This window comes from Citrobacter sp. GW821-FHT02E08, from assembly GCF_059421685.1.
Genome location: NZ_JBWKVL010000003.1, coordinates 1 through 26,502 on the forward strand (window position 1 = coordinate 1; position 26,502 = coordinate 26,502).

The window sequence follows — 26,502 nt, forward strand, 5'->3', positions numbered from 1 at the left end:
TTTTTCGTCTTGCGACGTTAAGAATCCGTATCTTCGAGTGCCCACACAGATTGTCTGATAAATTGTTAAAGAGCAGTGCCGCTTCGCTTTTTCTCAGCGGCGCGGGGTGTGCATATTACGCCATCCCGCTACAGAGTCAAGCATTTATTTTTGCTTTCTCTGCCGGCGTTCTCAGTGGAACCCCGCTGACCCGGCGGCTTGCGTGCCGTTGTTCCGTGTCAGTGGAGGCGCATTATAGGGAGTTATTTCAGGCTGACAAGCGGAAATTTAAAATAACTTTCTGACTGTCTCTTTTTTCACCAAAATGGCCATTAAGATGCCACAAAATAAGCAAATTGTCGTTTTTGCAGCCGCAATCACACTTCCTGGTGGCATACTAAAGAGTGAGAATTCGAGAAAGGAAGACCATTCATGCCTTTAAGCGCACAACAGTTAGCCGCACAGAAAAATCTTTCCTATGTTCTGGCCGAAAAGCTGGCGCAGCGGATATTAAAAGGTGAATACGCCCCCGGCACCATTCTGCCCGGTGAAATAGAGTTAGGTTCACAATTTGGCGTAAGTCGTACCGCAGTGCGTGAAGCCGTGAAAACGTTAACCGCCAAAGGCATGGTTTTACCACGTCCGCGAATTGGTACGCGGGTGATGCCGCAGGCGAACTGGAATTTTCTCGATCAGGAGTTGCTCACCTGGTGGATGACAGAAGAAAACGTCCATCAGGTCATCGAACATTTTCTGGTGATGCGCATTAGCCTGGAGCCTCAGGCATGTTTACTGGCAGCAACGATAGGTACAGCTGAACAGAAGGCATATCTGAACGCATTAATGGAAGAGATGGTCGCGCTGAAAAAGAACTTTAAGCGTGAGCGCTGGGTTGAAGTCGATATGGCCTGGCATGAGCACATCTATAAGATGAGTGCTAATCCCTTTCTTATCTCTTTTGCGACCTTATTCCATTCTGTCTACCACACCTACTTTACCTCTATTACCTATAACGACGTGGTGAAGCTTGATTTGCACCAGGCCATTGTCGATGCGATAGAAAAAAGCGATGGCGATCTCGCCTTTAAGGCTTGTCAGGCATTACTCATTGCGCCAAACGAGCAACCAGACAAATAACGAGATACTGAATGTCAGAAAAAAAAGCGCGCAGTATGGCTGGGTTGCCGTGGATAGCAGCCATGGCCTTTTTTATGCAGGCCCTGGATGCCACAATCCTTAATACTGCCCTCCCCGCCATTGCGCAGAGCCTTAACCGTTCCCCGCTGGCGATGCAGTCTGCCATTATCAGCTACACCCTAACAGTCGCAATGTTGATTCCGGTGAGTGGATGGTTGGCAGACCGTTTTGGCACCCGCCGCATTTTTATGATTGCCGTCAGTTTATTTACGATAGGCTCTCTGGCATGCGCGCTTTCGGGATCGTTAACCGAATTAGTCATTTTTCGCGTGATACAAGGGATCGGCGGCGCAATGATGATGCCGGTCGCCCGTCTGGCATTATTGCGGGCATATCCTCGCAGTGAACTGCTCCCGGTACTCAACTTTGTTACGATGCCAGGCCTGGTCGGTCCAATCCTCGGTCCCGTGCTGGGGGGAGTACTGGTAACCTGGGCAAGCTGGCACTGGATCTTCCTGATTAATATTCCTATTGGCGTGGCCGGTATTTTGTATGCACGCAAATACATGCCTAACTTTACGACGCCACGTCGCCGCTTCGATATGACCGGTTTCTTTCTTTTTGGCTTGAGCCTGGTGTTATTTTCCAGCGGAATGGAGTTGTTTGGCGAGAAGATTGTCGCAAGCTGGATCGCACTGAGCATTATTGCCTGCAGTGTTGTATTGCTACTGACGTATATCCGTCATGCTCGCCGCCACCCTACTCCTTTAATCGCCCTACCTATTTTCAAAACGCGAACCTTTTCTGTCGGTATTGCAGGAAATCTCGCAACGCGCCTGGGTACAGGCTGTGTTCCTTTCTTAATGCCGCTCATGCTGCAGGTGGGGTTCGGTTATCCGGCGCTGATTGCCGGTTGTATGATGGCGCCGACGGCGTTGGGGTCCATTCTGGCTAAATCTACCGTTACGCAGGTGCTGCGTCGCCTTGGATACCGGAAAACACTGGTGGGTATTACGGTATTTATCGGCCTGATGATTGCTCAGTTTTCTCTGCAATCCCCCGCGATGCCAGTGTGGATGCTAATTCTGCCGCTGTTTGTGCTGGGGATGGCGATGTCTACCCAGTTTACCGCCATGAACACTATCACGCTTGCCGACCTGACCGATGACAATGCCAGTAGCGGGAATAGCGTACTGGCTGTCACACAACAACTGTCGATCAGTTTAGGCGTCGCCATCAGCGCCGCCGTGCTGCGCATTTATGAAGGAATGGAAGGCACCAACACGGTTGAGCAGTTCCATTATACCTTTATGACGATGGGCGCGATTACCGTGGTATCCGCACTGATGTTCATGCTGCTAAAAACCAAAGACGGTAGAAATCTGATCAAAGAGCGGCATACGTCTAAACCGACCCCCGCACCATCAAAACCGGAGTAAGCTGCAAACGCTGCTGTTGCAATGCGGGCTGAGCCATACGATGAATTAACACATCGATGGCCAGTTCGCCCAACTCATCTTTGGGTTGATGGATCGTGGTGAGCGGTGGCGTCATATAACGCGCCAGTTCAATGTCGTCATAACCAATCACCGCCATATCCTGCGGAATACGCAACCCAGCCTGATATAACGCCTGATAAGCACCAACGGCCATTGCATCATTACCGGTGAAGACCGCTTGCGGTCGTTCCTGATGTGACAGCAGTGTTTGCATCGCTTCAAACCCGCCGCCAAACTCAAAATCACCGGTGATCTCGTAACCTTCCGGGATAGTCAGTCCGGCACGGTTCATTGCCGCCCGATAGCCTTCCAGTCGCAAACGCGCCGGCGTTTTATCCAGCGGCCCGGTAATACACGCGATACGTGTAAAGCCTTTATCGATCAGGTACTGCGTCGCTAAATCCCCACCTAACAGCGAGTTATCCTGAATCAGATCGCTTTCGCCTTCACCATCAAAGGGGGACCAGTCCATCATGACTGTCGGAATGGAAGGATAGCGCTGCATGATCTCTCTGGAAGGCTGATGTGTTTCGGTACAAAGCAGCAGTAAACCATCGACCCGCTTTTGCATCAGCGTTTCCAGATTACGGTTCATACGTTGCTCATCGCCTTCGGTATTACATAACACCAGGCTATAGCCCCGCTCAAAGCAGCTACGCTCAACGCCGCGAACAAGTTCTGAATAAAAAGGGTTGGTACTGGCTGTGATCAGCATACCTATCGTGCGGGTCTGATTTAACTTCAGGCTACGCGCCAGGGCAGAAGGCGCGTAGTTTAATTCTTTAATTGCTGCTTCGACTTTCCCGGTAATGGTCTCGCTAACAAAGCGATCCTTATTAATTACGTGAGAGACTGTCGAAGTAGAAACGCCCGCCAGGCGGGCAACATCCTTCATTGTAGCCAAGCGTTACCTCTGCTGACCCAAAAACGCCTCAATCTCTTCGCGCCACGGAACAGAGGGCTGCGCACCTTTACGCGTTACCGCAATGGCGGCAGCGGCATGCGCAAAGCGAATGGCTTCAGGCAACGGAGTCTCTTCCAGTAACGCGGTAATCAGTGCGCCGTTAAAGGTATCTCCGGCTGCAATCGTGTCGACAGCGTCGACTTTAAAACCAGGAACCCGCTGACCTTCTCCATCCACACTGGCCCAGACACCACGGCTTCCTAATGTTATCAATACGGTATGAATACCTTTGGCATGCAGCGCCTGAGCAGCCTTCGCGGCATCTTCATCGTTTTCTACCCGAATACCGGTCAGCTTCTCAGCTTCCGTTTCGTTAGGCGTAATAATGTCCACCAGCGCCAGCAGTTCGTCGGAAAGTTCACGAGCTGGTGCCGGGTTAAGCGCCACAGTGGTTTTATGCTGATGGGCAATTTTGGCCGCCGCCAATACGCTTTCAATGGGAGACTCCAGCTGCATCAATAATGCAGATGCCTGGGCAATTCGCTCGCGTTGTGCATCCACCAGCTCAGGCGACAGCGCCGCATTTGCCCCCGCATGGATGGCGATGACGTTTTCCCCTTCGCCATTGACGAAAATCAGCGCCACTCCCGTAGCTTCACCCTTGATCACGCTAATTGGCGTGATATCGATATTGTCGCTGGCTAGCTGTTTGCGAACGCTTTCGCCAATATCGTCATCGCCCGTACAGGCAATAAACGCAATATTTGCACCACTACGGCCCGCAGCAACCGCCTGATTGGCGCCTTTTCCACCAAACGCCACCTGATAGTGGTTCCCTGTTACGGTTTCGCCTGGGGTTGGAAAGGATTTTAGATTAAGGATGTGATCGGCATTAATGCTGCCAAGAACAACGAGGTTGCCTGCGGTTTTCATGTTCGGAATGTCCAGTAAAGTGCGCCACCGTATTAGGGTGGCGCGTGCCCTGCTTTTCTTTTTACGCTTTCATCTTCAGAATGTTTGTACCTTCTGAGGATGGCGTATTTATGTCGCCATCAGGCAGTAAACTGCCTGAATCGCTTATTACTGCTTGATGACCAGCTTCAGGTCAACCGGATATTTAGCCTGAACCTTCTCACCTTTCAGCACTTTATCAGCGGTCTCAACACCTTTAGCACCGATTTGATCCGGCAACTGAGCAATGGTCGCAGCCAGTTTGCCATCATTTACTGCTTTTTCGCCATCCGGCGTGCCGTCAAATCCAACCACCATCACATCAGATTTACCTGCGGTTTGCAGAGCGCGCAGCGCACCGAGCGCCATTTCGTCGTTCTGAGCAAATACGGCCTGTACATCCGGATGCGCGGTCAGCAGGTTCTGCATCACGTTCAGACCTTTGGTACGGTCAAAGTCAGCCGGCTGGCTGGCAAGCACATTGAATTTGTGAGCCGCAACGGCCTGCTGGAAGCCTTCACCACGCTCGCGTGCGGCGGACGTCCCCGCAATCCCCTGCAGTTCAATAACTTTCGCGCCTTCACCCGCTTTCTTCGCGATGTAATCACCCGCAATCTTACCGCCCAGTACGTTATCTGAAGCGATATGGCTGACCACCTCGCCTTTAGACGCTACACGGTCCAGGGTGATGACCGGGATTTTGGCCTGGTTAGCCATCTTCACCGCATTACCTACCGCGTCGGAATCGGTTGGGTTGATCAACAGAATTTTGGTGCCGCGTACCGTTAAATCCTGCACGTTCGCCAGCTCTTTTGCCGGGTTATTCTGCGAATCCAGCACCACCAGGTTATAACCCAGTTTATCGGCTTCTTTCTGAGCCCCCTCTTTCAGGGTGACAAAGAACGGGTTGTTCAAAGTGGAGATAACCAACGCAATGGTGTCTTTTGCCATCGCATTCGCGCTCACGGTGGCGCTAAGCGCAACAGCAGATACCAGGGTAGCCAGTTTTTTCATGTTCATATTTAAGATGTCCTGTGGTCGTTGTTACTGCTTTTTGTTGTCTACCAGTACCGCCAGCAAAATCACCACCGCTTTGACGATCATCTGGTAATAGGAGGAAACACCTAACAAATTCAAACCATTATTAAGGAAGCCAAGGATCAGTGCGCCGATCAATGTCCCCACAATACGTCCTTTGCCACCAGCAAGGCTGGTACCGCCCAGAACGACTGCAGCGATGGCATCCAGCTCATATCCCGTACCTGCCGTGGGTTGCGCTGATGAAAGACGAGCCACTTCGATAATGCCCGCTAGTGATGCCAGTAGCCCACATAATGAATAGACGATAATTTTGACTTTGCTGACGCTGATACCGGACAAGCGCGTTGCCGCTTCGTTGCCGCCCAACGCGTAGATATAGCGACCCAGGCGGGTATGGTGCAGCATGTACCACGCCGCAAGGAAGACAATCCCCATAATCCAGACCGGCGTTGGGACGCCCAACGGACGACCAATCCCGAACCAGCCGAACAGATCCGCATTATCCGTAAATCCGGTATTTACCGGGCTACCGTTGGTATACACCATCGTGACACCACGCAGCAGCAGCATCATCACCAGCGTGGCGATAAACGCCTGAACGCGACCTTTCGCGACAATTACCCCGGTCACCGCGCCAATGGCGGCACCTAACGCCAGGGCCGCGGCAACGGCCACCAGCGCGTTAACTTCAATTCCGACAATCGACGCCGCAACAGCACCGGTGAGCGCCAACAGAGAACCGACAGACAAATCGATACCCGATGTCAGAATGACCAGCGTCATCCCCACCGCCATAATGGCGTTGACTGAGGTTTGCTGAAGAATGTTAAACAGGTTATTAACGGTAAAAAAGTTAGGACTCATCGTGGAAACAATCGCGATCAGCACCAGCAGGGCTATGAGCGACTTCTGCTCCATCAGCCACGCTTTGGTGAAATAACGGCGACCAGAAACAGCCTGGGTAGTCATCTTTTTTACTCCTGATTCACGCGATTAAGCTTGCCCACTGCGGCAGCCATTAATACTTCCTGGGTGGCCTGCTCGCGAGTGAATTCACCGCCGAGATGCCCTTCATGCATGACGATGATGCGATCGCTCATGCCTAATACTTCTGGCATCTCAGATGAGACCAGAATGATGCTCAGCCCATCGGCCTTAAACTGGTTAATAAGCTGATAAATCTCTTTTTTAGCGCCCACATCCACGCCACGGGTCGGCTCATCGAGGATCAGCACTTTTGGACGCGTCATTAAACCGCGGGCAATCGCCACCTTCTGTTGGTTTCCTCCGGAGAGTAAGCCAATCGCCTGTTCCATTGACGGCGTTTTCACGTTGAACAGGCGGATGAAATCACTGACCGCCTGTTGTTCATCTTTGTGTTTAAGGCTACCGCCAGTACGACTGAAGTAACCTAACGCGGTCAACGACATGTTCTCTTTCACCGACATACCAAGCACTAAGCCGTCACGCTTACGGTCTTCAGAAATGTAGACGATACCGTTCGCCAGGCCATCCTGCGGTGAGCGCACCACCACTTCATGACCGTCGAGAGTGACATAGCCACTGGTGCGAGGAAGCGCACCATACAGCACCTTCATCAGTTCGGTACGCCCGGCGCCCATCAAGCCCGAAATCCCCAGGATCTCGCCCTTGCGCAGCGTAAAGGAAACATCATTAACGCCGGGACCGCACAGATTATCCACTTTCAGGCGGACTTCTCCCGGCGCGTTATTCAGGCGCGGGTATTGATCCTCAAGCTTACGACCGACCATCATTTCGATGAGTGAATCTTCGGTCAAAGAGGCCACTTCACGCTCGGCAATAAATTGCCCGTCACGAAAAACGGTCACGTCATCGCAAATGTCGAAGATCTCTTTCATACGATGAGAAATATAGACAATCCCGCGCCCCTGCGACTTCAATTCGCGAATAACGCGGAACAGAGATTCCGTTTCGGTATCGGTAAGCGCATCCGTTGGTTCATCCATAATGATGACTCTGGATTCAAAGCTCAGCACTTTGGCGATTTCCACCATCTGCTGATCGCCAATCGACAGTTCGCCCACCAGCCTGTCGCTTTTAAAGCGCAGGTTGAGCTTTGAGAGCAGGACGTCGGCTTCGGCATACATCTTTTTCCAGTCGATTTTGCCAAAGCGATTCACAAACTCACGACCCAGAAAAATATTCTCGGCGATAGTGAGTTGCGGGATCAGGTTCAGTTCCTGGTGAATGATGCCGATCCCGGCTTCCTGAGAAGATTTAGGGCCGGTAAAGGTGGTCTCTTTTCCCAACCACAATAAAGAACCCGCATCACGTGAGTAGATGCCGGTTAACACTTTCATCATGGTGGATTTGCCCGCGCCGTTCTCGCCCACCAGCGCCATGACGCGACCTGGATAAACATTCAACGCGGCGCCGGATAGCGCTTTTACGCCCGGGAACGCTTTATCGATCCCTTTGAGTTGCAGTAATGCGTCCATGATGGCCTCAGAACGTGACGCCAGCACAGAGAATAATATTCGCGTACGGAGAACACTCTCCGCTGCGAATGACCGCCTGACTGTCTGCGGTTTGTTTTTTGAATTGTTCGTGCGTGGTGTAACGAATTTCTATGGTATTTCCCTGGTGTTGTTGCAGTTGCTCAATGTGTTTGAGCAACGTTTCGTGGAGCTGCGGATTATGTTGTTTGATTTCCGTCGCGAGAATAGCCGACTCGACCTGCATTTCACGGGTGACGACATCCAGTACCTGCATAAACGAAGGCACCCCCTGGGTTAATGCCATATCAATACGCGATGTGCTGCCCGGAATGGGTAAACCCGCATCACACACCACCAGCGTATCGGTATGCCCCAGACGGGAAATCACCGATGAAATTTCAGAATTGAGTACCGTGCCTTTCTTCATTTTCTTACCCCACTAGCGAAACGTTTCGCTGACGATAAGTTTAGTCGCAATAATGCTCAGATAACCACCTTGAGGTTATTGAAATGTGATCGGCATCGAAACGTTTCGCAAACCGCGTCATGGTGAGGAATAAAATCTGAGAAGGGATATACAAAACGCCCCCTTTCATCATGAAAGAGGGCGTTGTGGGGTTTAAATCTCGACCTGGGTACCCAGTTCAATAACCCGGTTAGGCGGGATCTCAAACTGATCCGGCGCACGCAGCGCATTACGCTGCAACAGCAGATACAGTTTGCCGCGCAAACGGAGATACCACGGGCGTTTTCCGACAATTAACGATTCGTGTGACATAAAGAAAGAGGTTTCCATCATTCGGCAGCTTAATCCTTCCAGACCGCAGCGATGGAAAACTTCCTCAACGTTCGGCGTTTCGCGCCAGCCGTAACTTGCCACCACGCGCCAGAAGGTTGGCGACAGTTGCTCAATCTGCACACGACGCACGTTGTGTACGTAAGGCGCATCTTCTGTGCGCAGCGTCAGCAGGATCACCCGCTCATGCAGTACCTTGTTATGCTTAAGGTTATGCATCAAGGCAAACGGGATAACGTTCAGTGCGCGCGACATATACACCGCGGTGCCTGGCACACGGACCGGCGGTGATTTCTCCAGTGAGGCGATCATCGCTTCCAGAGAGTTACCGTGCTCATGCATGCGCCGCAGCAGACGGAAACGCTCACTTTTCCAGGTCGTCATAATAGTAAACATCACCAGACCCAGGGTTAATGGCAACCAACCGCCTGAAAGCAGTTTATCGAGGTTCGCCGAGAACAGCGGTATATCAATACACAGGAACGCCACCAGAATCAGCGCGACGAAGTATTTGTTCCAGTGCCAGTTTTTACGCGCAACGGTAGTCGAGAGGATTGACGTCAATACCATTGTTCCCGTCACTGCAATACCGTATGCCGCCGCCAGATTGCTGGAGTGCTCGAAGCTGATAATCACAATCACCACAGCGACGTAGAGCATCCAGTTTACAAAAGGAATGTAGATCTGCCCCGACTCCATCTCTGAAGTGTGGATAATGCGCATTGGCGATAAATAGCCAAGGCGCACAGCCTGGCGCGTCAGAGAGAAAACGCCAGAGATGACGGCCTGCGAAGCGATAACCGTCGCCAGCGCGGCGAGAATCAGCAGCGGAATCAACGCCCAATCCGGCGCCAACAGGAAGAACGGGTTTTTGATGGCTTCCGGGTGTTTGAGCAACAACGCCCCCTGACCGAAATAGTTCAGCACCAGAGAAGGCAATACCACGGAGAACCACGCCAGGCGGATAGGCAGCTTACCAAAATGGCCCATATCGGCGTACAGCGCTTCGACACCGGTAATAGACAGCACCACAGCGCCTAATGCGATAAAGGATAAGGTTTTAAATTCCAGAAAGAAATGCACAGCCCACAGCGGATTTAAAGCTTGTAACACTTCTGGGTTGGCGATAATGCTGCGCAGCCCCAGCCCGGCAAGCACCAGGAACCAAATCAGCATGATTGGTGCAAACAGCTTACCCACCATCCCGGTACCATGCTTCTGAATCATAAACAGCAGGGTGAGGACGATAATAGAAAGCGGGACAATCCAGGTATCGAGCTGCGGCGCAATGATTTCCAAACCTTCAATCGCCGACATGACCGAGATTGCTGGAGTGATCACCACTTCACCATAGAAAAAACTCCCCCCGATCAGTCCGATAATGACCAACGCGGAAGTTGTTCTTGCCGATGTATTCCGCCCGGCTAGCGACATGAGTGTCAGGATCCCGCCTTCACCGGCGTTATCTGCACGCATGACAAACGTCAAATACTTGATGGAGACAACAAAAATCAACAGCCAAAAAATCAGCGACAGAAAGCCAAACACAGCGTCGCGCTCAACGCCAAAGCCGAACTGACCGGACAAACATTCGCGAAGCGTATATAGCGGGCTGGTGCCAATATCACCATAGACAACCCCAATCGCCGCGAGGGTAATCGCAGACAATGATTGCTTATTATCAGTGCTCATAGACTAGTCTTTCGTTTATATATGAAATGTGTGCGTAGTCCCTTGGCCCACAAAAAGCGCAAGTATGCACGATTAATCGCAAAATCGTACCCCTAAATTGCGGCAGATTAATCTGGCGCAAAGAAAATGAAACAGCACTTCAGTCTATTAATGCCCCTGGAGCGAAACGTCTATACTCGCTGTTTACATGGTACAACTGATGAAAGGACGCCACTCTATTATGGCTCACCCACATTTATTAGCGGAAAGAATTTCCCGTCTGAGCAGTGCTTTGGAAAAGGGACTTTATGAACGCAGCCATGCCGTACGCTTGTGTCTGTTGGCCGCGTTGAGCGGAGAGAGCGTTTTTTTACTCGGCCCCCCTGGTATTGCCAAAAGCCTGATTGCCCGTCGACTCAAATATGCTTTTCAGCACGCCAGAGCCTTTGAATATCTGATGACCCGTTTTTCCACGCCCGAAGAAGTCTTTGGCCCACTCTCCATTCAGGCCTTAAAAGATGAAGGGCGCTATGAGCGATTAACCACCGGATATCTGCCCGAAGCTGAAATCGTCTTTCTGGACGAAATATGGAAAGCCGGTCCGGCAATCCTCAATACATTGCTGACGGCCATCAACGAACGTCATTTTCGCAACGGCGCATACGAAGAAAAAATACCCATGCGTCTGCTGGTGGCGGCATCAAACGAACTGCCGGAAGCAGACAGCAGTCTTGAAGCGCTATATGACCGTATGCTGATCCGCCTGTGGCTGGATAAAGTGCAGGACAAAGCCAATTTCCGCTCAATGCTGATAAGCCAGTTGGATGAAAGCGAAAACCCCGTTCCGGCCACGCTACAGGTCACCGATGACGAATATAACCAATGGCAAAAAACCATTGGCACTATTTCGTTGCCCGATCACGTATTTGAACTGATTTTTACCCTGCGCCAACAGCTTGATGCGCTGCCAAATGCGCCCTATGTCTCGGATCGACGCTGGAAAAAAGCCATTCGCCTGTTACAGGCCAGTGCCTTCTTCAGCGGCCGCGAAGCCGTCGCGCCTATCGACCTGATTCTGCTCAAGGATTGCCTGTGGTACGACGTACAAAGCCTGAATCTGATGCAGCAACAGTTGGAAATATTGATGACCAGTCACGCCTGGCAGCAGCAGGCGATGCTGACGCGACTGGGTGGCATCACTCAACGCCGTATTCAGATACAACAACAGCAAAGTGACCAAACCGCGTTCACCGTTGTGCGTCTGGGGGGCATGTTCAGCCGTCGTCCGCATTACGATTTGCCGCCAGACGTCAGTGCCACCACCCTGACACTGCTTCTGCAAAAACCGTTGAAGCTGCACGATATGGAAGTGATCCATATTACGTTTGATCGTGGCGCCCTGGAGCTATGGCTATCGAAAGGCGGGGAGATCCGGGGCAAACTTAATGGGATCGGTTTTGCCCAAACGCTGAATATGGAAGTCGACAGCTCCCAGCATTTGGTTGTTCGCGATGTCAGCTTGCAGGGCACTCGCCTGGCACTTCCAGGTTTATCCGAAGACAATATGCCCAGCGAAATCAAACAACAGCTGGAAGCGCTGGACAATGACTGGCACCAGCAGCACAACCTGTTTAGCGAACAACAAAAATGTCTCTTTATCCATAGCGACTGGTTAGGTCGTATCGAAGCCAGTCTGCAGGATGTAGGCACTCAAATTCGTCAGGCACTGCAATGCTAACCCTTGATATGCTCAATATCATGCTGGCTGTCAGCGAAGAGTGGATCATCGAAGAGATGATCCTCGCGCTGCTTGCATCGCCAAAACTGGCGGTATTTTTTGAACGATACCCCCGGTTAAAAAATGCGATTACTGATGATTTGCCGCGCTGGCGCGAAGCGCTACGCAGCCGAATTAAGGAAACGCTTGTTCCCCCTGAATTGACGGAAGAGGTGATGAGCTATCAGCAAAGCCAGCTTCTCTCTACACCGCAATTTATTGTACAGCTCCCGCAAATATTAGCGCTGCTGCACCGGTTACACTCGCCCTACGCCGGACAGGCGCAACAGCTGGTGGACAGCAATAGCGTCTTTACCCCCTCTTTGCACACCCTTTTTCTACAACGCTGGCGTTTGAGCCTCGTGGTTCAGGCCACCAGCCTAAACCAGCAGATGCTGGAGGAAGAACGCGAACAATTGCTGAGTGAAGTCCAGGAACGCTTGACGCTGAGTGGACAACTGGAACCAGTACTGGCGGAAAACGACACCGCAGCGGGTCGCCTGTGGGACATGAGCGCAGGTCAGCTCAAACGCGGGGATTATCAGTTAATTGTTAAGTACGGCGATTTTCTGACTGAACAGCCCGAGCTCAAAAAACTGGCGGAACAATTAGGCCGATCGCGGGAAGCCAAATCCGTGCCGCGCAAAGATGCGCCGATGGAAACGTTCCGCACACTGGTTCGCGAACCCGCCACGGTGCCAGAGCAGGTGGACGGCATACAGCAAAGCGACGACATCCTGCGCTTACTCCCGCCAGAACTGGCAACGCTCGGCATCACCGAACTGGAATATGAGTTCTACCGGCGACTGGTGGAAAAACAGTTGCTCACCTATCGACTGCACGGTGAAGCATGGCGCGAGAAAATCACTGAACGTCCGGTGGTGCATCAGGATTTCGACGAACAACCCCGCGGCCCGTTTATCGTCTGTGTAGATACCTCCGGTTCAATGGGCGGGTTTAATGAGCAGTGCGCCAAGGCATTCTGTCTGGCGCTAATGCGTATTGCGCTCGCCGATAACCGTCGCTGCTTCATCATGTTGTTTTCCACCGAAGTGGTGCGCTACGAGTTGTCTGGCCGGGAAGGCATTGAGCAGGCTATTCGTTTTTTGAGCCAGAGTTTTCGTGGCGGTACGGATATTGCCAGTTGTTTTCGCGCCATTATTGAGCGCATGCAAGGCAGGGAATGGTTTGACGCAGATGCGGTGGTGATTTCCGATTTCATCGCTCAGCGGCTGCCAGACGATGTAGTGAGTAAAGTGGGAGAGTTACAACGGGTGCATCAACATCGCTTTCATGCGGTGGCGATGTCAGAACATGGAAAGCCCGGTATCATGCGTATTTTCGATCATATCTGGCGCTTTGATACCGGGATGCGTAGCCGCCTGCTGCGACGCTGGCGGCGTTAAATTCTTAGAGCAGAGAAGAGACGCTTTCACGCACCTGCGCTGGCCATACGCCGCATTGTACCTGACCAATGTGCGGCAGTTGCAGCAGTAGCATAGTCAGGCGTGACTGACCGATACCACCGCCGATCGTTTGCGGCATCTCGCCACGCAGCAGCGCCTGGTGCCACTCCAGACTCAATCGGTCTTCGTCACCGGTCAGCGCCAACTGATGTTTCAGCGCATCGGCGTCGACACGAATCCCCATCGAAGAAAGTTCAAACGCATCTTCCAGTACCGGGTTCCAGACCAGGATATCGCCGTTCAGACCGGCATAGCCCAGTTCGGAGGCGGAACTCCAGTCATCATAATCCGGCGCACGAACGTCATGACGGTGTCCGTCGCTCAGTTTACCGCCGATCCCCACCAGGAAAACGGCACCCAACTCTTTAGCGATTGCACGTTCACGGCCTTTCGCATCCAGATCAGGATAACGGGAAAGCAGATCCTGGCTATGAACAAAGTGGATCTGATCCGGCAGGAACGGTGCCAGGCCAAATTCTTTGCTTACTGCAGCTTCAGTGGCTTTAATTCCTGCCCAGATCGCCTCTACTGTGCTTTTCAGGGTAGAAAATAGGCGCTCACCGTCGCCCATTACGCGTTCCCAGTCCCACTGATCAACGTAGACCGAATGGAGCGGAGAAAGACGGTCTTCATCGGGGCGAAGCGCTTTCATGTGCGTGTACAGCCCTTCGCCCGCGCTGAAGTCGTGTTGTCCCAGAGTTTGCCGTTTCCACTTTGCCAGAGAATGCACCACTTCGAACTGGGCATCTGGCAATGCTTTCACTTTTACCTGTACCGCTTTTTCACAGCCCGACAAGTTATCTTGCGTGCCATCCCCAACACGGCTGAGGATCGGTGCCTGAACTTCAATCAGACCCAGACGCTCCTCCAGTTGACGAGAAAAGTGGGATTTCACGAAGCTAATTTGGCGTTGTTTGGCAATGTAAGCGGTTTTCATTATTTATACTCCTGCGTCCTGTTGGTTATGATTAAGCAACAGAATGCAGGTGATTTTCAATAATCATCAAACAAAAAGGCCGCTTAGGTTTTGATTCATTAATATAAGAGGCTAAAATAGAGTGAATCTCTAATCTACATAAGAAAAACCAATGGAAAATTATCAGATCGACAATCTGGACCGCGGCATCCTTGAGGCATTAATGGCAAATGCGCGTACGGCATACGCTGAACTGGCCAAACAATTTGGCGTCAGCCCTGGCACCATTCACGTTCGCGTAGAGAAAATGAAACAAGCGGGGATCATTACCGGAGCGCGTATTGACGTCAGCCCGAAACAGCTGGGATACGACGTCTGCTGTTTTATCGGCATTATTTTAAAAAGCGCGAAAGACTATCCATCGGCATTAGCCAAACTGGAAAGTCTGGATGAAGTGACGGAGGCGTATTACACCACCGGTCACTACAGTATCTTTATTAAGGTCATGTGCCGCTCGATCGACGCGCTGCAGCAGGTACTTATCAACAAGATCCAAACAATTGATGAAATTCAGTCCACTGAAACGCTGATCTCTTTGCAGAACCCGATCATGCGGACTATCCGCCCATGATCATTTTTTTAAATCCCCTGCTTTTCCACAGGTAGATCCCAGCTCGCTCACAGCGTACAATAGCCCATCTTTATCAGGATGGGCTCGTATGGCGGACATAACTCTTATTAGCGGCAGCACCCTTGGCGGTGCCGAATACGTTGCAGAACATCTGGCTGAAAAGCTGGAAGATGCGGGTTTTTCAACAGAAACCCTACACGGTCCGCTGGTAGAGGATCTCCCCACTTCAGGGATCTGGCTGGTAATAAGCTCTACGCACGGCGCGGGAGACATTCCAGACAACCTTCTTCCTTTCTATGAAGATCTCCAGTCTCAAAAAACCGATCTGTCCCAGGTGCGTTTCGGCGCCATTGGCATTGGTAGTCGCGAATACGACACCTTCTGTGGTGCTATCGATAAAATAGAGGCAGAACTGAAGCGTTCCGGAGCAAAACAGATAGGCGAGACACTCAAGATCAACATCCTTGAACACGATATTCCGGAAGATCCGGCAGAGGTTTGGCTGGGATCCTGGATTAATTTACTCAAAATAGTGTAAAGATCGTGCGATCAACTGTGGGTAAGTCTGGTGAAAAGCTTGGATCAACCCGTAGTTATCCAAAGAATAACTCTTGTTCAGTTTTTGAGTTGTGTATAACCCTTCATTCTGATCCCAGCTTATACGGACCAGGATCACCGATCATTCACAGCTAATGATCCTCTGCAATGTGTTGATCTTAATGACCGGATCCTGGTTATCCACAGATACTGGCGATCCTAATAAGAGATCACAATAAAACAGATCTCTAAATAAAAAGATCTTCTTTTTAATACCCAGGATCCCGGGGTCTTTCTCAAGCCGACAAAGTTGAGTAGAATCCACGGCCCGGGCTTCAATCCATTTTCACACCGCCGTAATGCGAGGCAATTACCATGTTTTATCCGGATCCTTTTGACGTCATCATCATTGGCGGGGGTCATGCAGGCACTGAGGCCGCTATGGCCGCAGCGCGTATGGGTCAACAAACCCTGCTTTTGACACACAATATCGACACGTTGGGGCAAATGAGCTGCAACCCCGCTATTGGCGGTATTGGGAAGGGACATCTGGTAAAAGAGGTGGATGCGCTCGGTGGGCTGATGGCCAAAGCAATCGACCATGCAGGCATTCAGTTTAGGATACTAAACGCAAGCAAAGGTCCAGCCGTTCGTGCAACCCGGGCACAGGCGGATCGCGTGCTCTATCGTCAGGCGGTACGCACCGCACTGGAGAACCAACCAAACCTGATGATCTTCCAGCAGGCGGTTGAAGATCTGATTGTCGAAAACGATCGTGTTGTTGGCGCAGTGACTCAAATGGGTCTGAAATTCCGCGCGAAAGCCGTCGTACTGACTGTCGGAACCTTTCTGGATGGCAAAATTCATATCGGGCTGGACAACTACAGCGGTGGCCGTGCTGGCGATCCGCCGTCGATCCCGCTCTCCCGACGTCTGCGTGAATTACCTTTGCGTGTGAGCCGTCTGAAAACCGGTACACCGCCACGTATCGATGCGCGCACTATCGATTTCAGCGTGTTGGGTCAGCAAAATAGCGACAATCCGCTGCCGGTCTTCTCATTCCTGGGCAACGCGTCTCAGCATCCACGTCAGATGCCGTGCTACGTCACCCACACCAATGAGAAAACCCATGACGTGATCCGTAATAACCTCGATCGTAGCCCGATGTATGCCGGTGTGATCGAAGGGATCGGCCCACGTTACTGCCCATCGATCGAAGACAAAGTGATGCGCTTTGCCGACAGAAACCAGCACCAGATCTTCCTGGAGCCGGAAGGGCTGACGTCTAACGAAATTTACCCGAACGGTATTTCCACCAGCCTGCCCTTCGATGTGCAGATGCAGATCGTCCGCTCCATGCAGGGGATGGAAAACGCGAAGATCGTTCGCCCGGGTTATGCTATCGAGTATGACTTCTTCGATCCGCGTGACCTGAAACCAACGCTGGAAAGCAAATTTATCCACGGTCTGTTCTTCGCCGGGCAAATCAACGGTACGACTGGTTACGAAGAAGCTGCCGCGCAGGGTCTGCTGGCCGGTCTGAATGCTGCCCGTCTGTCTGCGGACAAAGAAGGCTGGGCGCCAGCGCGTTCCCAGGCGTATCTGGGGGTATTGGTGGACGATCTGTGCACCCTGGGTACCAAAGAACCGTATCGCATGTTTACCTCCCGCGCGGAATACCGTTTGATGCTGCGTGAAGATAACGCCGATCTCCGCCTGACCGAAATGGGCCGCGAACTGGGCCTGGTGGATGATGAGCGCTGGGCTCGTTTCAATGAGAAGCTGGAAAACATTGAGCGTGAACGTCAGCGTCTGAAATCAACCTGGGTGGCCCCTTCCTCCGAATCTGCGGGCGAAGTGAATGCTCACCTAAGCGCGCCGCTCTCGCGTGAAGCGAGTGGTGAAGATCTGCTGCGCCGCCCTGAAATGACCTATGAACAACTGACCGCGCTGACGCCGTTTGCTCCATCTCTGGACGATGTTCAGGCAGCTGAGCAGGTTGAGATTCAGGTGAAGTACGAAGGGTACATCGCCCGTCAGCAGGATGAGATCGAAAAACAGCAGCGCAACGAAAATACCATTCTGCCCGCGACGCTGGATTACCGTCAGGTTTCGGGTTTGTCGAATGAAGTTATCGCCAAGTTGAACGATCATAAACCGGTCTCAATTGGCCAGGCATCGCGCATCTCCGGCGTTACGCCTGCGGCGATTTCTATTCTGCTGGTCTGGTTGAAAAAACAAGGCATGTTGCGCCGTAGTGCGTAAATGCGCAGCTTTGGCGGGTGACGCTTCGCTTACCCGCTCTACAGGTTCGTAAGGCCCGGTACGCGCTAGCGCCACCGGGCAAATTTTATAGACAGGTAATCACCGTGCTCAACAAACTCTCTCGTCTGCTGGATCAAGCAGGTATTTCGCTCACCGATCACCAGAAAAATCAGTTGGTCGCGTATGTTGATATGCTGAACAAGTGGAACAAGGCCTATAACCTGACCTCTGTCAGAGATCCCGGTGAGATGCTGGTCCGCCATATTCTGGACAGTATTGTTGTCGCACCGCATCTGCAAGGGCAACGTTTTATCGATGTTGGTACAGGACCGGGTTTGCCGGGAATTCCTTTGTCGATTGTACGCCCTGAGTCGCATTTCACCCTGCTGGACAGTTTGGGCAAGCGCGTGCGTTTTCTGCGCCAGGTTCAACATGAGCTTAAACTGGATAACATCACGCCCGTTCAGAGCCGGGTTGAGGAGTTTCCTTCCGAGCCGCCGTTTGATGGTGTGATCAGCCGTGCGTTCGCCTCACTCAATGATATGGTCAGTTGGTGTCATCATCTGCCGGGTGAGAATGGTCGCTTTTACGCGCTGAAAGGGCTGTTACCAGAGGATGAAATTGCCTCGTTGCCTGCTGAATTTAGTGTGGAATCGGTCGTTAAACTGCGGGTTCCACAACTGGAAGGTGAACGTCACCTGGTCGTCGTTAAGGCAAACAAAATTTAATATTTGTCAAAAAAAATAGAAAAAAAACGGGACCTCACGTGTTAAAAATCGTGGGGTATCGTGCCGTTATAACTGGTTACACTTAACGACAGCGTCACTATTTGTTTTCATTTCGACAAAGACCCTTTTTTTGTTAATGACAAAAGTAGTCAACATTGAAAATATCAGTCTGCTAAAAATCGGGTTTGCAAATCACTCTTTGATGTTAAATATTTATTATGAATGTCAATGGGGTGTTTTTATGTTGTAGTTCGATGTTTTTAAAATGGTGAGTGACTTTACTCTTAAATATCAAAAAGTTGAAAAGGCACCATTTGCCAAGTAAATAAATACTGTCAGGGCGAATATGCTCAATATGTGATCTGAAGCACGCTTTATCGCCAGTGTTTTCGCGCTATTTGCAGTTTTGCACGATCGTTCACACTTTGACTAAAAGTTAAAAATGCGGGGCAGAGAGAAATATTTAAACATTTATTCACCTTTTAGCTACTTATTGTTTGAAATCACGAGGACGCACCGTATAATTTGACCGCTTTTTGATGCTTGACTCCAGGTCTTAAAGAACGTTTTATACGACACGCGGCATACCTCGATGGTAGCAGGAGTAAAAACGTGATGTCTGTGTCGCTCTTGAGTCGAAACGTTGCTCGTAAGCTTCTGTTCATTCAGCTACTGGCTGTAATGGCAAGTGGATTGCTGTTTAGCTTCAAAGACCCCTTCTGGGGCATCTCCGCGATATGTGGAGGGATGGCAGTGTTTCTGCCTAATATGTTGTTTATGATATTTGCCTGGCGTCACCAGGCGCAGATTCCAGCAAAAGGCCGTGTGGCCTGGTCGTTCGCCTTCGGCGAAGCGTTTAAGGTGTTAGCGATGCTGGTTTTACTGGTGGTGGCGCTGGCGGTTTTGAAGGCGGTGTTTTTACCGCTGATCGTTACGTGGGTTTTGGTGCTGGTGGTTCAGATACTGGCGCCGGCTGTAATTAACAACAAAGGGTAAAAGGCATCATGGCTTCTGAAAATATGACGCCGCAGGATTACATAGGACACCATCTGAATAACCTTCAGTTGGACCTGCGTACATTCTCGCTGGTGGATCCGCATAACCCCCCAGCCACCTTCTGGACGCTCAATATTGACTCCATTTTCTTCTCGGTGGTGCTGGGTCTGTTGTTCCTGCTTATGTTCCGTAGCGTTGCGAAAAAGGCAACCAGCGGCGTACCAGGTAAATTTCAGACCGCGATTGAGCTGGTGATCGGCTTTGTGCATGGTAGCGTGAAAGACATGTACCATGGTAAAAGCAAGCTGATCGCACCGCTGGCCCTGACGATTTTCGTCTGGGTGTTCCTGATGAACATGATGGATTTACTGCCTATCGACCTGCTGCCGTACATCGGTGAGCATGTTCTCGGCTTGCCTGCACTGCGTGTGGTTCCGTCTGCTGACGTGAACATCACCCTGTCTATGGCTCTGGGCGTATTTATCCTCATTCTGTTCTACAGCATCAAAATGAAAGGCCTCGGCGGCTTCGCGAAAGAGCTGACGCTGCAGCCGTTCAATCACTGGGCGTTCATCCCTGTCAACTTAATCCTTGAAGGGGTAAGCCTGCTGTCCAAACCGATTTCTCTCGGTCTGCGACTGTTCGGCAACATGTATGCCGGTGAGCTGATTTTCATTCTGATTGCTGGCCTGTTGCCGTGGTGGTCACAGTGGATCCTGAATGTGCCCTGGGCCATTTTCCACATACTGATTATTACGTTGCAAGCCTTCATCTTCATGGTTCTGACGATTGTCTATCTGTCGATGGCGTCTGAAGAGCATTAATTTACCAACACTACTACGTTTTAACTGAAACAAACTGGAGACTGTCATGGAAAACCTGAATATGGATCTGCTGTACATCGCTGCCGCTGTGATGATGGGTCTGGCGGCGATCGGTGCTGCGATCGGTATCGGCATCCTCGGGGGTAAATTCCTGGAAGGCGCAGCGCGTCAGCCTGATCTGATTCCTCTGCTGCGTACTCAGTTCTTTATCGTTATGGGTCTGGTGGATGCTATCCCGATGATCGCTGTAGGTCTGGGTCTGTACGTGATGTTCGCTGTCGCGTAGTAAGCGTTGCTTGAATTAAGAGCAATATCAGAACGTTAACTAGATAGAGGCATTGTGCTGTGAATCTTAACGCAACAATCCTCGGCCAGGCCATCGCGTTTGTCCTGTTCGTTCTGTTCTGCATGAAGTACGTATGGCCGCCGTTAATGGCTGCCATCGAAAAACGTCAAAAAGAAATTGCTGACGGTCTTGCTTCCGCAGAACGAGCACATAAGGACCTTGACCTTGCAAAGGCCAGCGCGACCGACCAGCTGAAAAAAGCGAAGGCGGAAGCTCAGGTTATCATTGAGCAGGCGAACAAACGCCGCTCTCAGATCCTGGACGAAGCCAAAACTGAAGCAGAGCAGGAACGTACTAAAATCGTGGCGCAGGCGCAGGCGGAAATTGAAGCCGAGCGTAAACGTGCCCGTGAAGAGCTGCGTAAGCAAGTTGCTATCCTGGCTGTTGCTGGCGCCGAGAAGATCATCGAACGTTCCGTGGATGAAGCTGCTAACAGCGACATCGTGGATAAACTTGTCGCTGAACTGTAAGGAGGGAGGGGCTGATGTCTGAATTTATCACGGTAGCTCGCCCCTACGCCAAAGCAGCTTTTGACTTTGCCGTCGAACACCAAAGTGTAGAACGTTGGCAGGACATGCTGGCGTTTGCAGCCGAGGTAACTAAGAACGAACAAATGGCAGAGCTTCTCTCTGGCGCGCTGGCGCCGGAAACGCTCGCTGAGTCGTTTATCGCAGTCTGCGGTGAGCAGTTGGACGAAAACGGCCAAAACCTGATTAAGGTGATGGCTGAAAATAATCGTCTGAACGCGCTCCCGGATGTTCTGGAGCAGTATATTCAACTGCGTGCAGCCAGTGAGTCTACCTCTGAGGTAGAAGTCACTTCTGCGACCACGCTGAGTGAAGCACAGCTTGCGAAGATCAGCGCTGCGATGGAAAAACGTCTGTCACGCAAAGTTAAGCTGAATTGCAAAATCGATAAGTCTGTAATGGCAGGCGTTATCATCCGTGCGGGTGATATGGTCATTGACGGTAGCGTACGCGGCCGTCTTGAACGCCTTGCAGACGTCTTGCAGTCTTAAGGGGACTGGAGCATGCAACTGAATTCCACCGAAATCAGCGAACTGATCAAGCAGCGCATTGCTCAGTTCAGTGTTGTGAGCGAAGCTCACAACGAAGGTACTATTGTTTCTGTAAGTGACGGTGTTATCCGCATCCACGGCCTTGCCGATTGTATGCAGGGTGAGATGATATCCCTGCCGGGTAACCGTTACGCTATCGCACTGAACCTGGAGCGCGACTCCGTAGGTGCTGTTGTGATGGGTCCGTACGCTGACCTTGCCGAAGGCATGAAAGTTAAGTGTACAGGTCGTATTCTGGAAGTTCCGGTTGGCCGTGGCCTGCTGGGTCGTGTGGTGAACACTCTGGGTTCCCCTATCGACGGTAAAGGTCCTGTTGATAACGATGGCTTCTCGCCAATCGAAGTTATCGCACCGGGCGTAATCGAACGTCAATCCGTCGATCAGCCGGTCCAGACCGGTTATAAATCCGTTGATGCCATGATCCCAATCGGTCGTGGTCAGCGTGAATTGATCATCGGTGACCGTCAGACCGGTAAAACCGCGATGGCAGTCGATGCGATCATCAACCAGCGCGATTCCGGCATCAAGTGTGTGTACGTAGCTATCGGCCAGAAAGCGTCCACCATTTCTAACGTGGTGCGTAAACTGGAAGAGCATAATGCTCTGTCCAACACCATCGTTGTTGTGGCGACCGCGTCTGAATCCGCTGCTCTGCAATACCTGGCGCCATATGCTGGTTGCGCAATGGGCGAATACTTCCGTGACCGCGGCGAAGATGCACTGATCGTTTACGATGACCTGTCCAAACAGGCTGTTGCTTATCGTCAGGTTTCCCTGTTGCTCCGTCGTCCGCCAGGACGTGAAGCATTCCCGGGCGACGTATTTTACCTCCACTCCCGTCTGCTGGAGCGCGCATCCCGCGTTAACGCGGAATACGTTGAGAAATTCACCAACGGTGAAGTTAAAGGTAAAACCGGCTCCCTGACCGCTCTGCCGATTATCGAAACCCAGGCGGGTGACGTTTCTGCGTTCGTTCCGACCAACGTAATTTCCATTACCGATGGTCAGATCTTCCTGGAAACTAACCTGTTTAACTCCGGTATTCGTCCGGCGGTTAACCCGGGTATCTCCGTATCTCGTGTAGGTGGCGCAGCGCAGACCAAGATCATCAAGAAACTGTCCGGTGGTATTCGTACCGCACTGGCACAGTATCGTGAATTGGCTGCGTTCTCTCAGTTCGCTTCCGACCTGGATGACGCTACGCGTAAGCAGCTGAGCCACGGTCAGAAAGTAACTGAACTGCTGAAGCAGAAACAGTATGCCCCAATGTCTGTTGCACAACAGGGTGTGGTGCTGTTTGCGGCTGAACGCGGTTACCTCGAAGATGTGGAACTGGCGAAAATCGGTAGTTTCGAAGCTGCTCTGCTGGCTTACGTCGACCGTGACCACGCTCCGCTGATGCAAGAGATTAACCAGTCCGGTGGCTATAACGATGAAATCGAAGGCAAGCTGAAAGCTATCCTCGATTCCTTCAAAGCAACCCAGTCCTGGTAACGTCTGGCGGTCTGTCTTAGGGCAGACCGCAAGGCATTGAGGAGAAGCTCATGGCCGGCGCAAAAGAGATACGTAGTAAGATCGCAAGCGTCCAGAACACGCAGAAGATCACTAAAGCGATGGAGATGGTCGCCGCTTCCAAAATGCGTAAATCGCAGGAGCGCATGGCGGCCAGCCGTCCTTATGCAGAGACCATGCGCAAAGTGATTGGTCACCTTGCGAACGGTAATCTGGAATATAAGCACCCTTACCTGGAAGAACGCGACGTTAAACGTGTGGGCTACCTGGTGGTGTCGACCGATCGTGGTCTGTGTGGCGGCTTGAACACTAACCTGTTCAAAAAACTGCTGGCAGATATGAAAGCATGGTCCGAAAAAGGCGTTCAGTGCGAACTCGCAATGATCGGCTCTAAGGGCGTGTCTTTCTTTAGCTCCGTTGGCGGTAATGTGGTTGCTCAGGTAACCGGTATGGGGGATAACCCTTCCCTGTCCGAACTGATCGGTCCGGTTAAAGTGATGCTGCAGGCCTATGATGAAGGCCGTCTGGACAGACTGTACGTTGTCAGCAACAAATTTATTAACACCATGTCTCAGGTGCCTACTCTCACTCAACTGCTGCCATTACCGGCATCGGAAGATGAAGAGTTAAAACAAAAAGCCTGGGATTACCTGTATGAACCCGACCCGAAACCGCTGCTGGATACCCTGCTGCGTCGTTACGTTGAATCTCAGGTTTATCAGGGTGTGGTAGAAAACCTGGCCAGCGAGCAGGCCGCACGTATGGTGGCGATGAAAGCCGCGACCGACAATGGCGGCAGCCTGATTAAAGAGCTGCAGTTGGTATACAACAAAGCTCGTCAGGCCAGCATTACTCAGGAACTCACCGAGATCGTCGGTGGTGCATCCGCGGTATAACCAGGTTAATTCGTAGAGGATTCAAGATGGCTACTGGAAAAATTGTCCAGGTAATCGGCGCCGTGGTTGACGTCGAATTCCCTCAGGATGCCGTACCGCGCGTGTACGATGCTCTTGAGGTTATGAATGGTAATGAGAGCCTGGTGCTGGAAGTTCAGCAGCAGCTCGGTGGTGGTATCGTACGTACTATCGCCATGGGTTCTTCCGACGGTCTGCGTCGTGGTCTGGAAGTTAAAGACCTCGAACACCCGATCGAAGTCCCGGTAGGTAAAGCAACCCTGGGTCGTATCATGAACGTCCTGGGTCAGCCGATCGACATGAAAGGCGACATCGGCGAAGAAGAACGTTGGGCTATTCACCGTGCAGCACCTTCTTATGAAGAGCTGTCCAGCTCTCAGGAACTGCTGGAAACCGGTATCAAAGTAATGGACCTGATCTGCCCGTTCGCTAAGGGTGGTAAAGTTGGTCTGTTCGGTGGTGCGGGTGTAGGTAAAACCGTAAACATGATGGAGCTGATCCGTAACATCGCGATCGAGCACTCCGGTTATTCCGTGTTTGCAGGCGTAGGTGAACGTACTCGTGAGGGTAACGACTTCTACCACGAAATGACCGACTCTAACGTTCTGGATAAAGTATCCCTGGTTTATGGCCAGATGAACGAGCCACCGGGAAACCGTCTGCGCGTTGCGCTGACCGGCCTGACCATGGCTGAGAAGTTCCGTGACGAAGGTCGTGACGTTCTGCTGTTCGTTGATAACATCTATCGTTATACCCTGGCCGGTACTGAAGTATCCGCACTGCTGGGCCGTATGCCTTCAGCGGTAGGTTATCAGCCGACCCTGGCGGAAGAGATGGGTGTTCTGCAGGAACGTATCACCTCCACCAAAACCGGTTCTATCACCTCCGTTCAGGCGGTATACGTACCTGCGGATGACTTGACTGACCCGTCACCAGCCACCACCTTTGCTCACTTAGATGCAACCGTGGTACTGAGCCGTCAGATCGCGTCTCTCGGTATCTACCCGGCCGTTGACCCGCTGGACTCCACCAGCCGTCAGCTGGACCCGCTGGTCGTTGGTCAGGAACACTACGACACCGCGCGTGGCGTTCAGTCCATCCTGCAGCGTTACCAGGAACTGAAAGACATCATCGCGATCCTGGGTATGGACGAACTGTCCGAAGAAGACAAACTGGTGGTAGCACGTGCGCGTAAAATTCAGCGCTTCCTGTCCCAGCCATTCTTCGTTGCTGAAGTCTTTACCGGTTCTCCAGGTAAATTCGTATCGCTGAAAGATACTATCCGTGGCTTTAAAGGCATCATGGATGGCGAATACGATCACCTGCCAGAGCAGGCGTTCTATATGGTTGGCACCATCGAAGAAGCTGTCGAGAAAGCCAAAAAACTTTAACGCCTTAATCGGAGGGTGATATGGCAATGACTTACCACCTGGACGTCGTCAGCGCAGAGCAACAAATGTTCTCTGGTCTGGTCGAAAAAATCCAGGTAACGGGTAGTGAAGGTGAACTGGGTATTTACCCGGGCCACGCCCCGCTGCTCACCGCCATTAAGCCTGGTATGATCCGCATCGTTAAACAGTTCGGTCATGAAGAGTTTATCTACCTGTCCGGCGGCATTCTTGAAGTGCAGCCTGGCAACGTGACCGTACTGGCTGATACCGCGATTCGCGGACAGGATCTCGATGAAGCGAGAGCCCTGGAAGCGAAACGTAAGGCTGAAGAGCACATTAAGAGCTCTCATGGTGACGTGGATTACGCTCAGGCATCTGCGGAACTGGCCAAAGCGATCGCGAAACTGCGCGTTATCGAGTTGACCAAAAAAGCGATGTAACACCGGCTTGAAAGCATAAAAACCAGTCTGAATTCAGGCTGGTTTTTTTTTGCCTTTTCTTCGGTTTCCCGCTTTTTAAGCCCTTTCTTATCCTTTATTCATGGATCAAAAAAAGAGCAAAAACATTAGCCTAAAGACTTAATGAGAGGTATGTCTTACTTTTCAGAAGACAAAAGGCGCGACGATGGACGAAAATGTCTCATTATCTTGTGGGGAAAGTCCC

Annotated in this window: 26 protein-coding genes; 18 read left to right on the forward strand and 8 right to left on the reverse strand. The window is 51.5% G+C overall.

Annotation, left to right across the window (positions count from 1 at the left end; all coding sequences use genetic code 11):
- From AC07UY_RS04375 to mdtD, 3 genes are all read left to right on the forward strand, one after another.
- Positions 1-284: hypothetical protein (locus AC07UY_RS04375; protein ID WP_494659559.1), on the forward strand; the 284-nt coding region annotated here is incomplete at its 5' end.
- Between the two features lie 127 nt (positions 285-411).
- A complete protein-coding gene (locus AC07UY_RS04380; protein ID WP_203359485.1) occupies positions 412-1,116 on the forward strand; it encodes a FadR/GntR family transcriptional regulator in 705 nt (234 codons plus the stop codon).
- Positions 1,117-1,127: 11 nt separating this feature from the next.
- On the forward strand, positions 1,128-2,555 hold the full coding sequence (mdtD, locus tag AC07UY_RS04385) for a multidrug transporter subunit MdtD (RefSeq protein ID WP_494659560.1): 1,428 nt from the start codon (positions 1,128-1,130) through the stop codon (positions 2,553-2,555).
- Here mdtD and rbsR read toward each other — a convergent pair.
- The 7 genes from rbsR to kup form a co-directional block, all read right to left on the reverse strand.
- Positions 2,521-3,519 (reverse strand): ribose operon transcriptional repressor RbsR, encoded by a 999-nt coding sequence (gene rbsR, locus AC07UY_RS04390; RefSeq protein ID WP_494700905.1) that lies wholly within the window; start codon positions 3,517-3,519, stop codon positions 2,521-2,523. The two genes, mdtD and rbsR, sit on opposite strands and share 35 nt — an antisense overlap.
- Before the next feature lie 3 nt (positions 3,520-3,522).
- Positions 3,523-4,452 carry a ribokinase gene (rbsK, locus tag AC07UY_RS04395; RefSeq protein ID WP_494700904.1) on the reverse strand — a complete coding sequence of 310 codons (930 nt, stop codon included), beginning with the start codon at positions 4,450-4,452 and terminating at the stop codon, positions 3,523-3,525.
- 147 nt (positions 4,453-4,599) lie between these two features.
- On the reverse strand, positions 4,600-5,490 hold the full coding sequence (gene rbsB / locus AC07UY_RS04400) for a ribose ABC transporter substrate-binding protein RbsB (protein WP_192614002.1): 891 nt from the start codon (positions 5,488-5,490) through the stop codon (positions 4,600-4,602).
- Positions 5,491-5,514: 24 nt separating this feature from the next.
- Positions 5,515-6,480, reverse strand: coding sequence for a ribose ABC transporter permease (gene rbsC / locus AC07UY_RS04405; RefSeq protein ID WP_271445614.1), 966 nt, complete (start codon positions 6,478-6,480; stop codon positions 5,515-5,517).
- Between the two features lie 5 nt (positions 6,481-6,485).
- Positions 6,486-7,991 (reverse strand): ribose ABC transporter ATP-binding protein RbsA, encoded by a 1,506-nt coding sequence (gene rbsA, locus AC07UY_RS04410; protein ID WP_494659564.1) that lies wholly within the window; start codon positions 7,989-7,991, stop codon positions 6,486-6,488.
- Positions 7,992-7,998: 7 nt separating this feature from the next.
- The gene (gene rbsD, locus AC07UY_RS04415; protein WP_192614005.1) at positions 7,999-8,418 is read right to left on the reverse strand and encodes a D-ribose pyranase; all 420 of its coding nucleotides are present in this window, start codon (positions 8,416-8,418) and stop codon (positions 7,999-8,001) included.
- Positions 8,419-8,610: 192 nt separating this feature from the next.
- A complete protein-coding gene (gene kup / locus AC07UY_RS04420) occupies positions 8,611-10,479 on the reverse strand; it encodes a low affinity potassium transporter Kup (RefSeq protein WP_203359490.1) in 1,869 nt (622 codons plus the stop codon).
- Positions 10,480-10,699: 220 nt separating this feature from the next.
- Between kup and ravA the strand changes: the two genes are divergently transcribed.
- Positions 10,700-12,196 carry an ATPase RavA gene (ravA, locus tag AC07UY_RS04425; protein ID WP_494700903.1) on the forward strand — a complete coding sequence of 499 codons (1,497 nt, stop codon included), beginning with the start codon at positions 10,700-10,702 and terminating at the stop codon, positions 12,194-12,196.
- On the forward strand, positions 12,190-13,641 hold the full coding sequence (gene viaA, locus AC07UY_RS04430; RefSeq protein WP_203359492.1) for an ATPase RavA stimulator ViaA: 1,452 nt from the start codon (positions 12,190-12,192) through the stop codon (positions 13,639-13,641). Before ravA ends, viaA begins: the two co-directional genes overlap by 7 nt.
- Before the next feature lie 4 nt (positions 13,642-13,645).
- Here the strand turns inward: viaA and asnA are convergent, their stop codons facing one another.
- Positions 13,646-14,638, reverse strand: a complete 993-nt coding sequence (gene asnA / locus AC07UY_RS04435; protein WP_494700902.1) for an aspartate--ammonia ligase — start codon at positions 14,636-14,638, stop codon at positions 13,646-13,648.
- A gap of 151 nt (positions 14,639-14,789) precedes the next feature.
- On the opposite strand from asnA, the gene asnC reads away from it, so the two are divergent.
- The 13 genes from asnC to AC07UY_RS04500 all read left to right on the forward strand — a co-directional run bounded on the left by asnC (position 14,790) and on the right by AC07UY_RS04500 (position 26,279).
- Positions 14,790-15,248 (forward strand): transcriptional regulator AsnC, encoded by a 459-nt coding sequence (gene asnC, locus AC07UY_RS04440; protein ID WP_013368348.1) that lies wholly within the window; start codon positions 14,790-14,792, stop codon positions 15,246-15,248.
- An 88-nt stretch (positions 15,249-15,336) separates the two neighbouring features.
- Positions 15,337-15,786 carry an FMN-binding protein MioC gene (gene mioC, locus AC07UY_RS04445; RefSeq protein WP_203359494.1) on the forward strand — a complete coding sequence of 150 codons (450 nt, stop codon included), beginning with the start codon at positions 15,337-15,339 and terminating at the stop codon, positions 15,784-15,786.
- 374 nt (positions 15,787-16,160) lie between these two features.
- Positions 16,161-18,050: a tRNA uridine-5-carboxymethylaminomethyl(34) synthesis enzyme MnmG gene (gene mnmG, locus AC07UY_RS04450; RefSeq protein ID WP_494659567.1), complete on the forward strand. Its 1,890-nt coding sequence runs from the start codon at positions 16,161-16,163 to the stop codon at positions 18,048-18,050.
- Positions 18,051-18,154: 104 nt separating this feature from the next.
- Complete coding sequence (gene rsmG / locus AC07UY_RS04455) at positions 18,155-18,778, forward strand: 16S rRNA (guanine(527)-N(7))-methyltransferase RsmG (protein ID WP_203359496.1); 624 nt, start codon at positions 18,155-18,157, stop codon at positions 18,776-18,778.
- A 615-nt stretch (positions 18,779-19,393) separates the two neighbouring features.
- Positions 19,394-19,774, forward strand: a complete 381-nt coding sequence (gene atpI, locus AC07UY_RS04460; protein ID WP_192614013.1) for a F0F1 ATP synthase subunit I — start codon at positions 19,394-19,396, stop codon at positions 19,772-19,774.
- A gap of 8 nt (positions 19,775-19,782) precedes the next feature.
- Positions 19,783-20,598 carry a F0F1 ATP synthase subunit A gene (gene atpB / locus AC07UY_RS04465; protein WP_203359497.1) on the forward strand — a complete coding sequence of 272 codons (816 nt, stop codon included), beginning with the start codon at positions 19,783-19,785 and terminating at the stop codon, positions 20,596-20,598.
- 46 nt (positions 20,599-20,644) lie between these two features.
- Positions 20,645-20,884 (forward strand): F0F1 ATP synthase subunit C, encoded by a 240-nt coding sequence (gene atpE, locus AC07UY_RS04470; RefSeq protein WP_003023794.1) that lies wholly within the window; start codon positions 20,645-20,647, stop codon positions 20,882-20,884.
- A 59-nt stretch (positions 20,885-20,943) separates the two neighbouring features.
- A complete protein-coding gene (atpF, locus tag AC07UY_RS04475) occupies positions 20,944-21,414 on the forward strand; it encodes a F0F1 ATP synthase subunit B (protein ID WP_073511767.1) in 471 nt (156 codons plus the stop codon).
- A gap of 14 nt (positions 21,415-21,428) precedes the next feature.
- Positions 21,429-21,962: a F0F1 ATP synthase subunit delta gene (atpH, locus tag AC07UY_RS04480; protein WP_203359498.1), complete on the forward strand. Its 534-nt coding sequence runs from the start codon at positions 21,429-21,431 to the stop codon at positions 21,960-21,962.
- A 12-nt stretch (positions 21,963-21,974) separates the two neighbouring features.
- Entirely contained in the window at positions 21,975-23,516 is a 1,542-nt protein-coding gene (gene atpA, locus AC07UY_RS04485) for a F0F1 ATP synthase subunit alpha (protein WP_301699930.1), read from the forward strand.
- A 50-nt stretch (positions 23,517-23,566) separates the two neighbouring features.
- Positions 23,567-24,430 (forward strand): F0F1 ATP synthase subunit gamma, encoded by an 864-nt coding sequence (gene atpG, locus AC07UY_RS04490; protein ID WP_192614017.1) that lies wholly within the window; start codon positions 23,567-23,569, stop codon positions 24,428-24,430.
- A gap of 26 nt (positions 24,431-24,456) precedes the next feature.
- Positions 24,457-25,839, forward strand: coding sequence for a F0F1 ATP synthase subunit beta (gene atpD / locus AC07UY_RS04495; RefSeq protein WP_162382300.1), 1,383 nt, complete (start codon positions 24,457-24,459; stop codon positions 25,837-25,839).
- Between the two features lie 20 nt (positions 25,840-25,859).
- The gene (locus tag AC07UY_RS04500; RefSeq protein ID WP_162382301.1) at positions 25,860-26,279 is read left to right on the forward strand and encodes a F0F1 ATP synthase subunit epsilon; all 420 of its coding nucleotides are present in this window, start codon (positions 25,860-25,862) and stop codon (positions 26,277-26,279) included.
- The last annotated feature ends 223 nt before the right edge of the window (positions 26,280-26,502 follow it).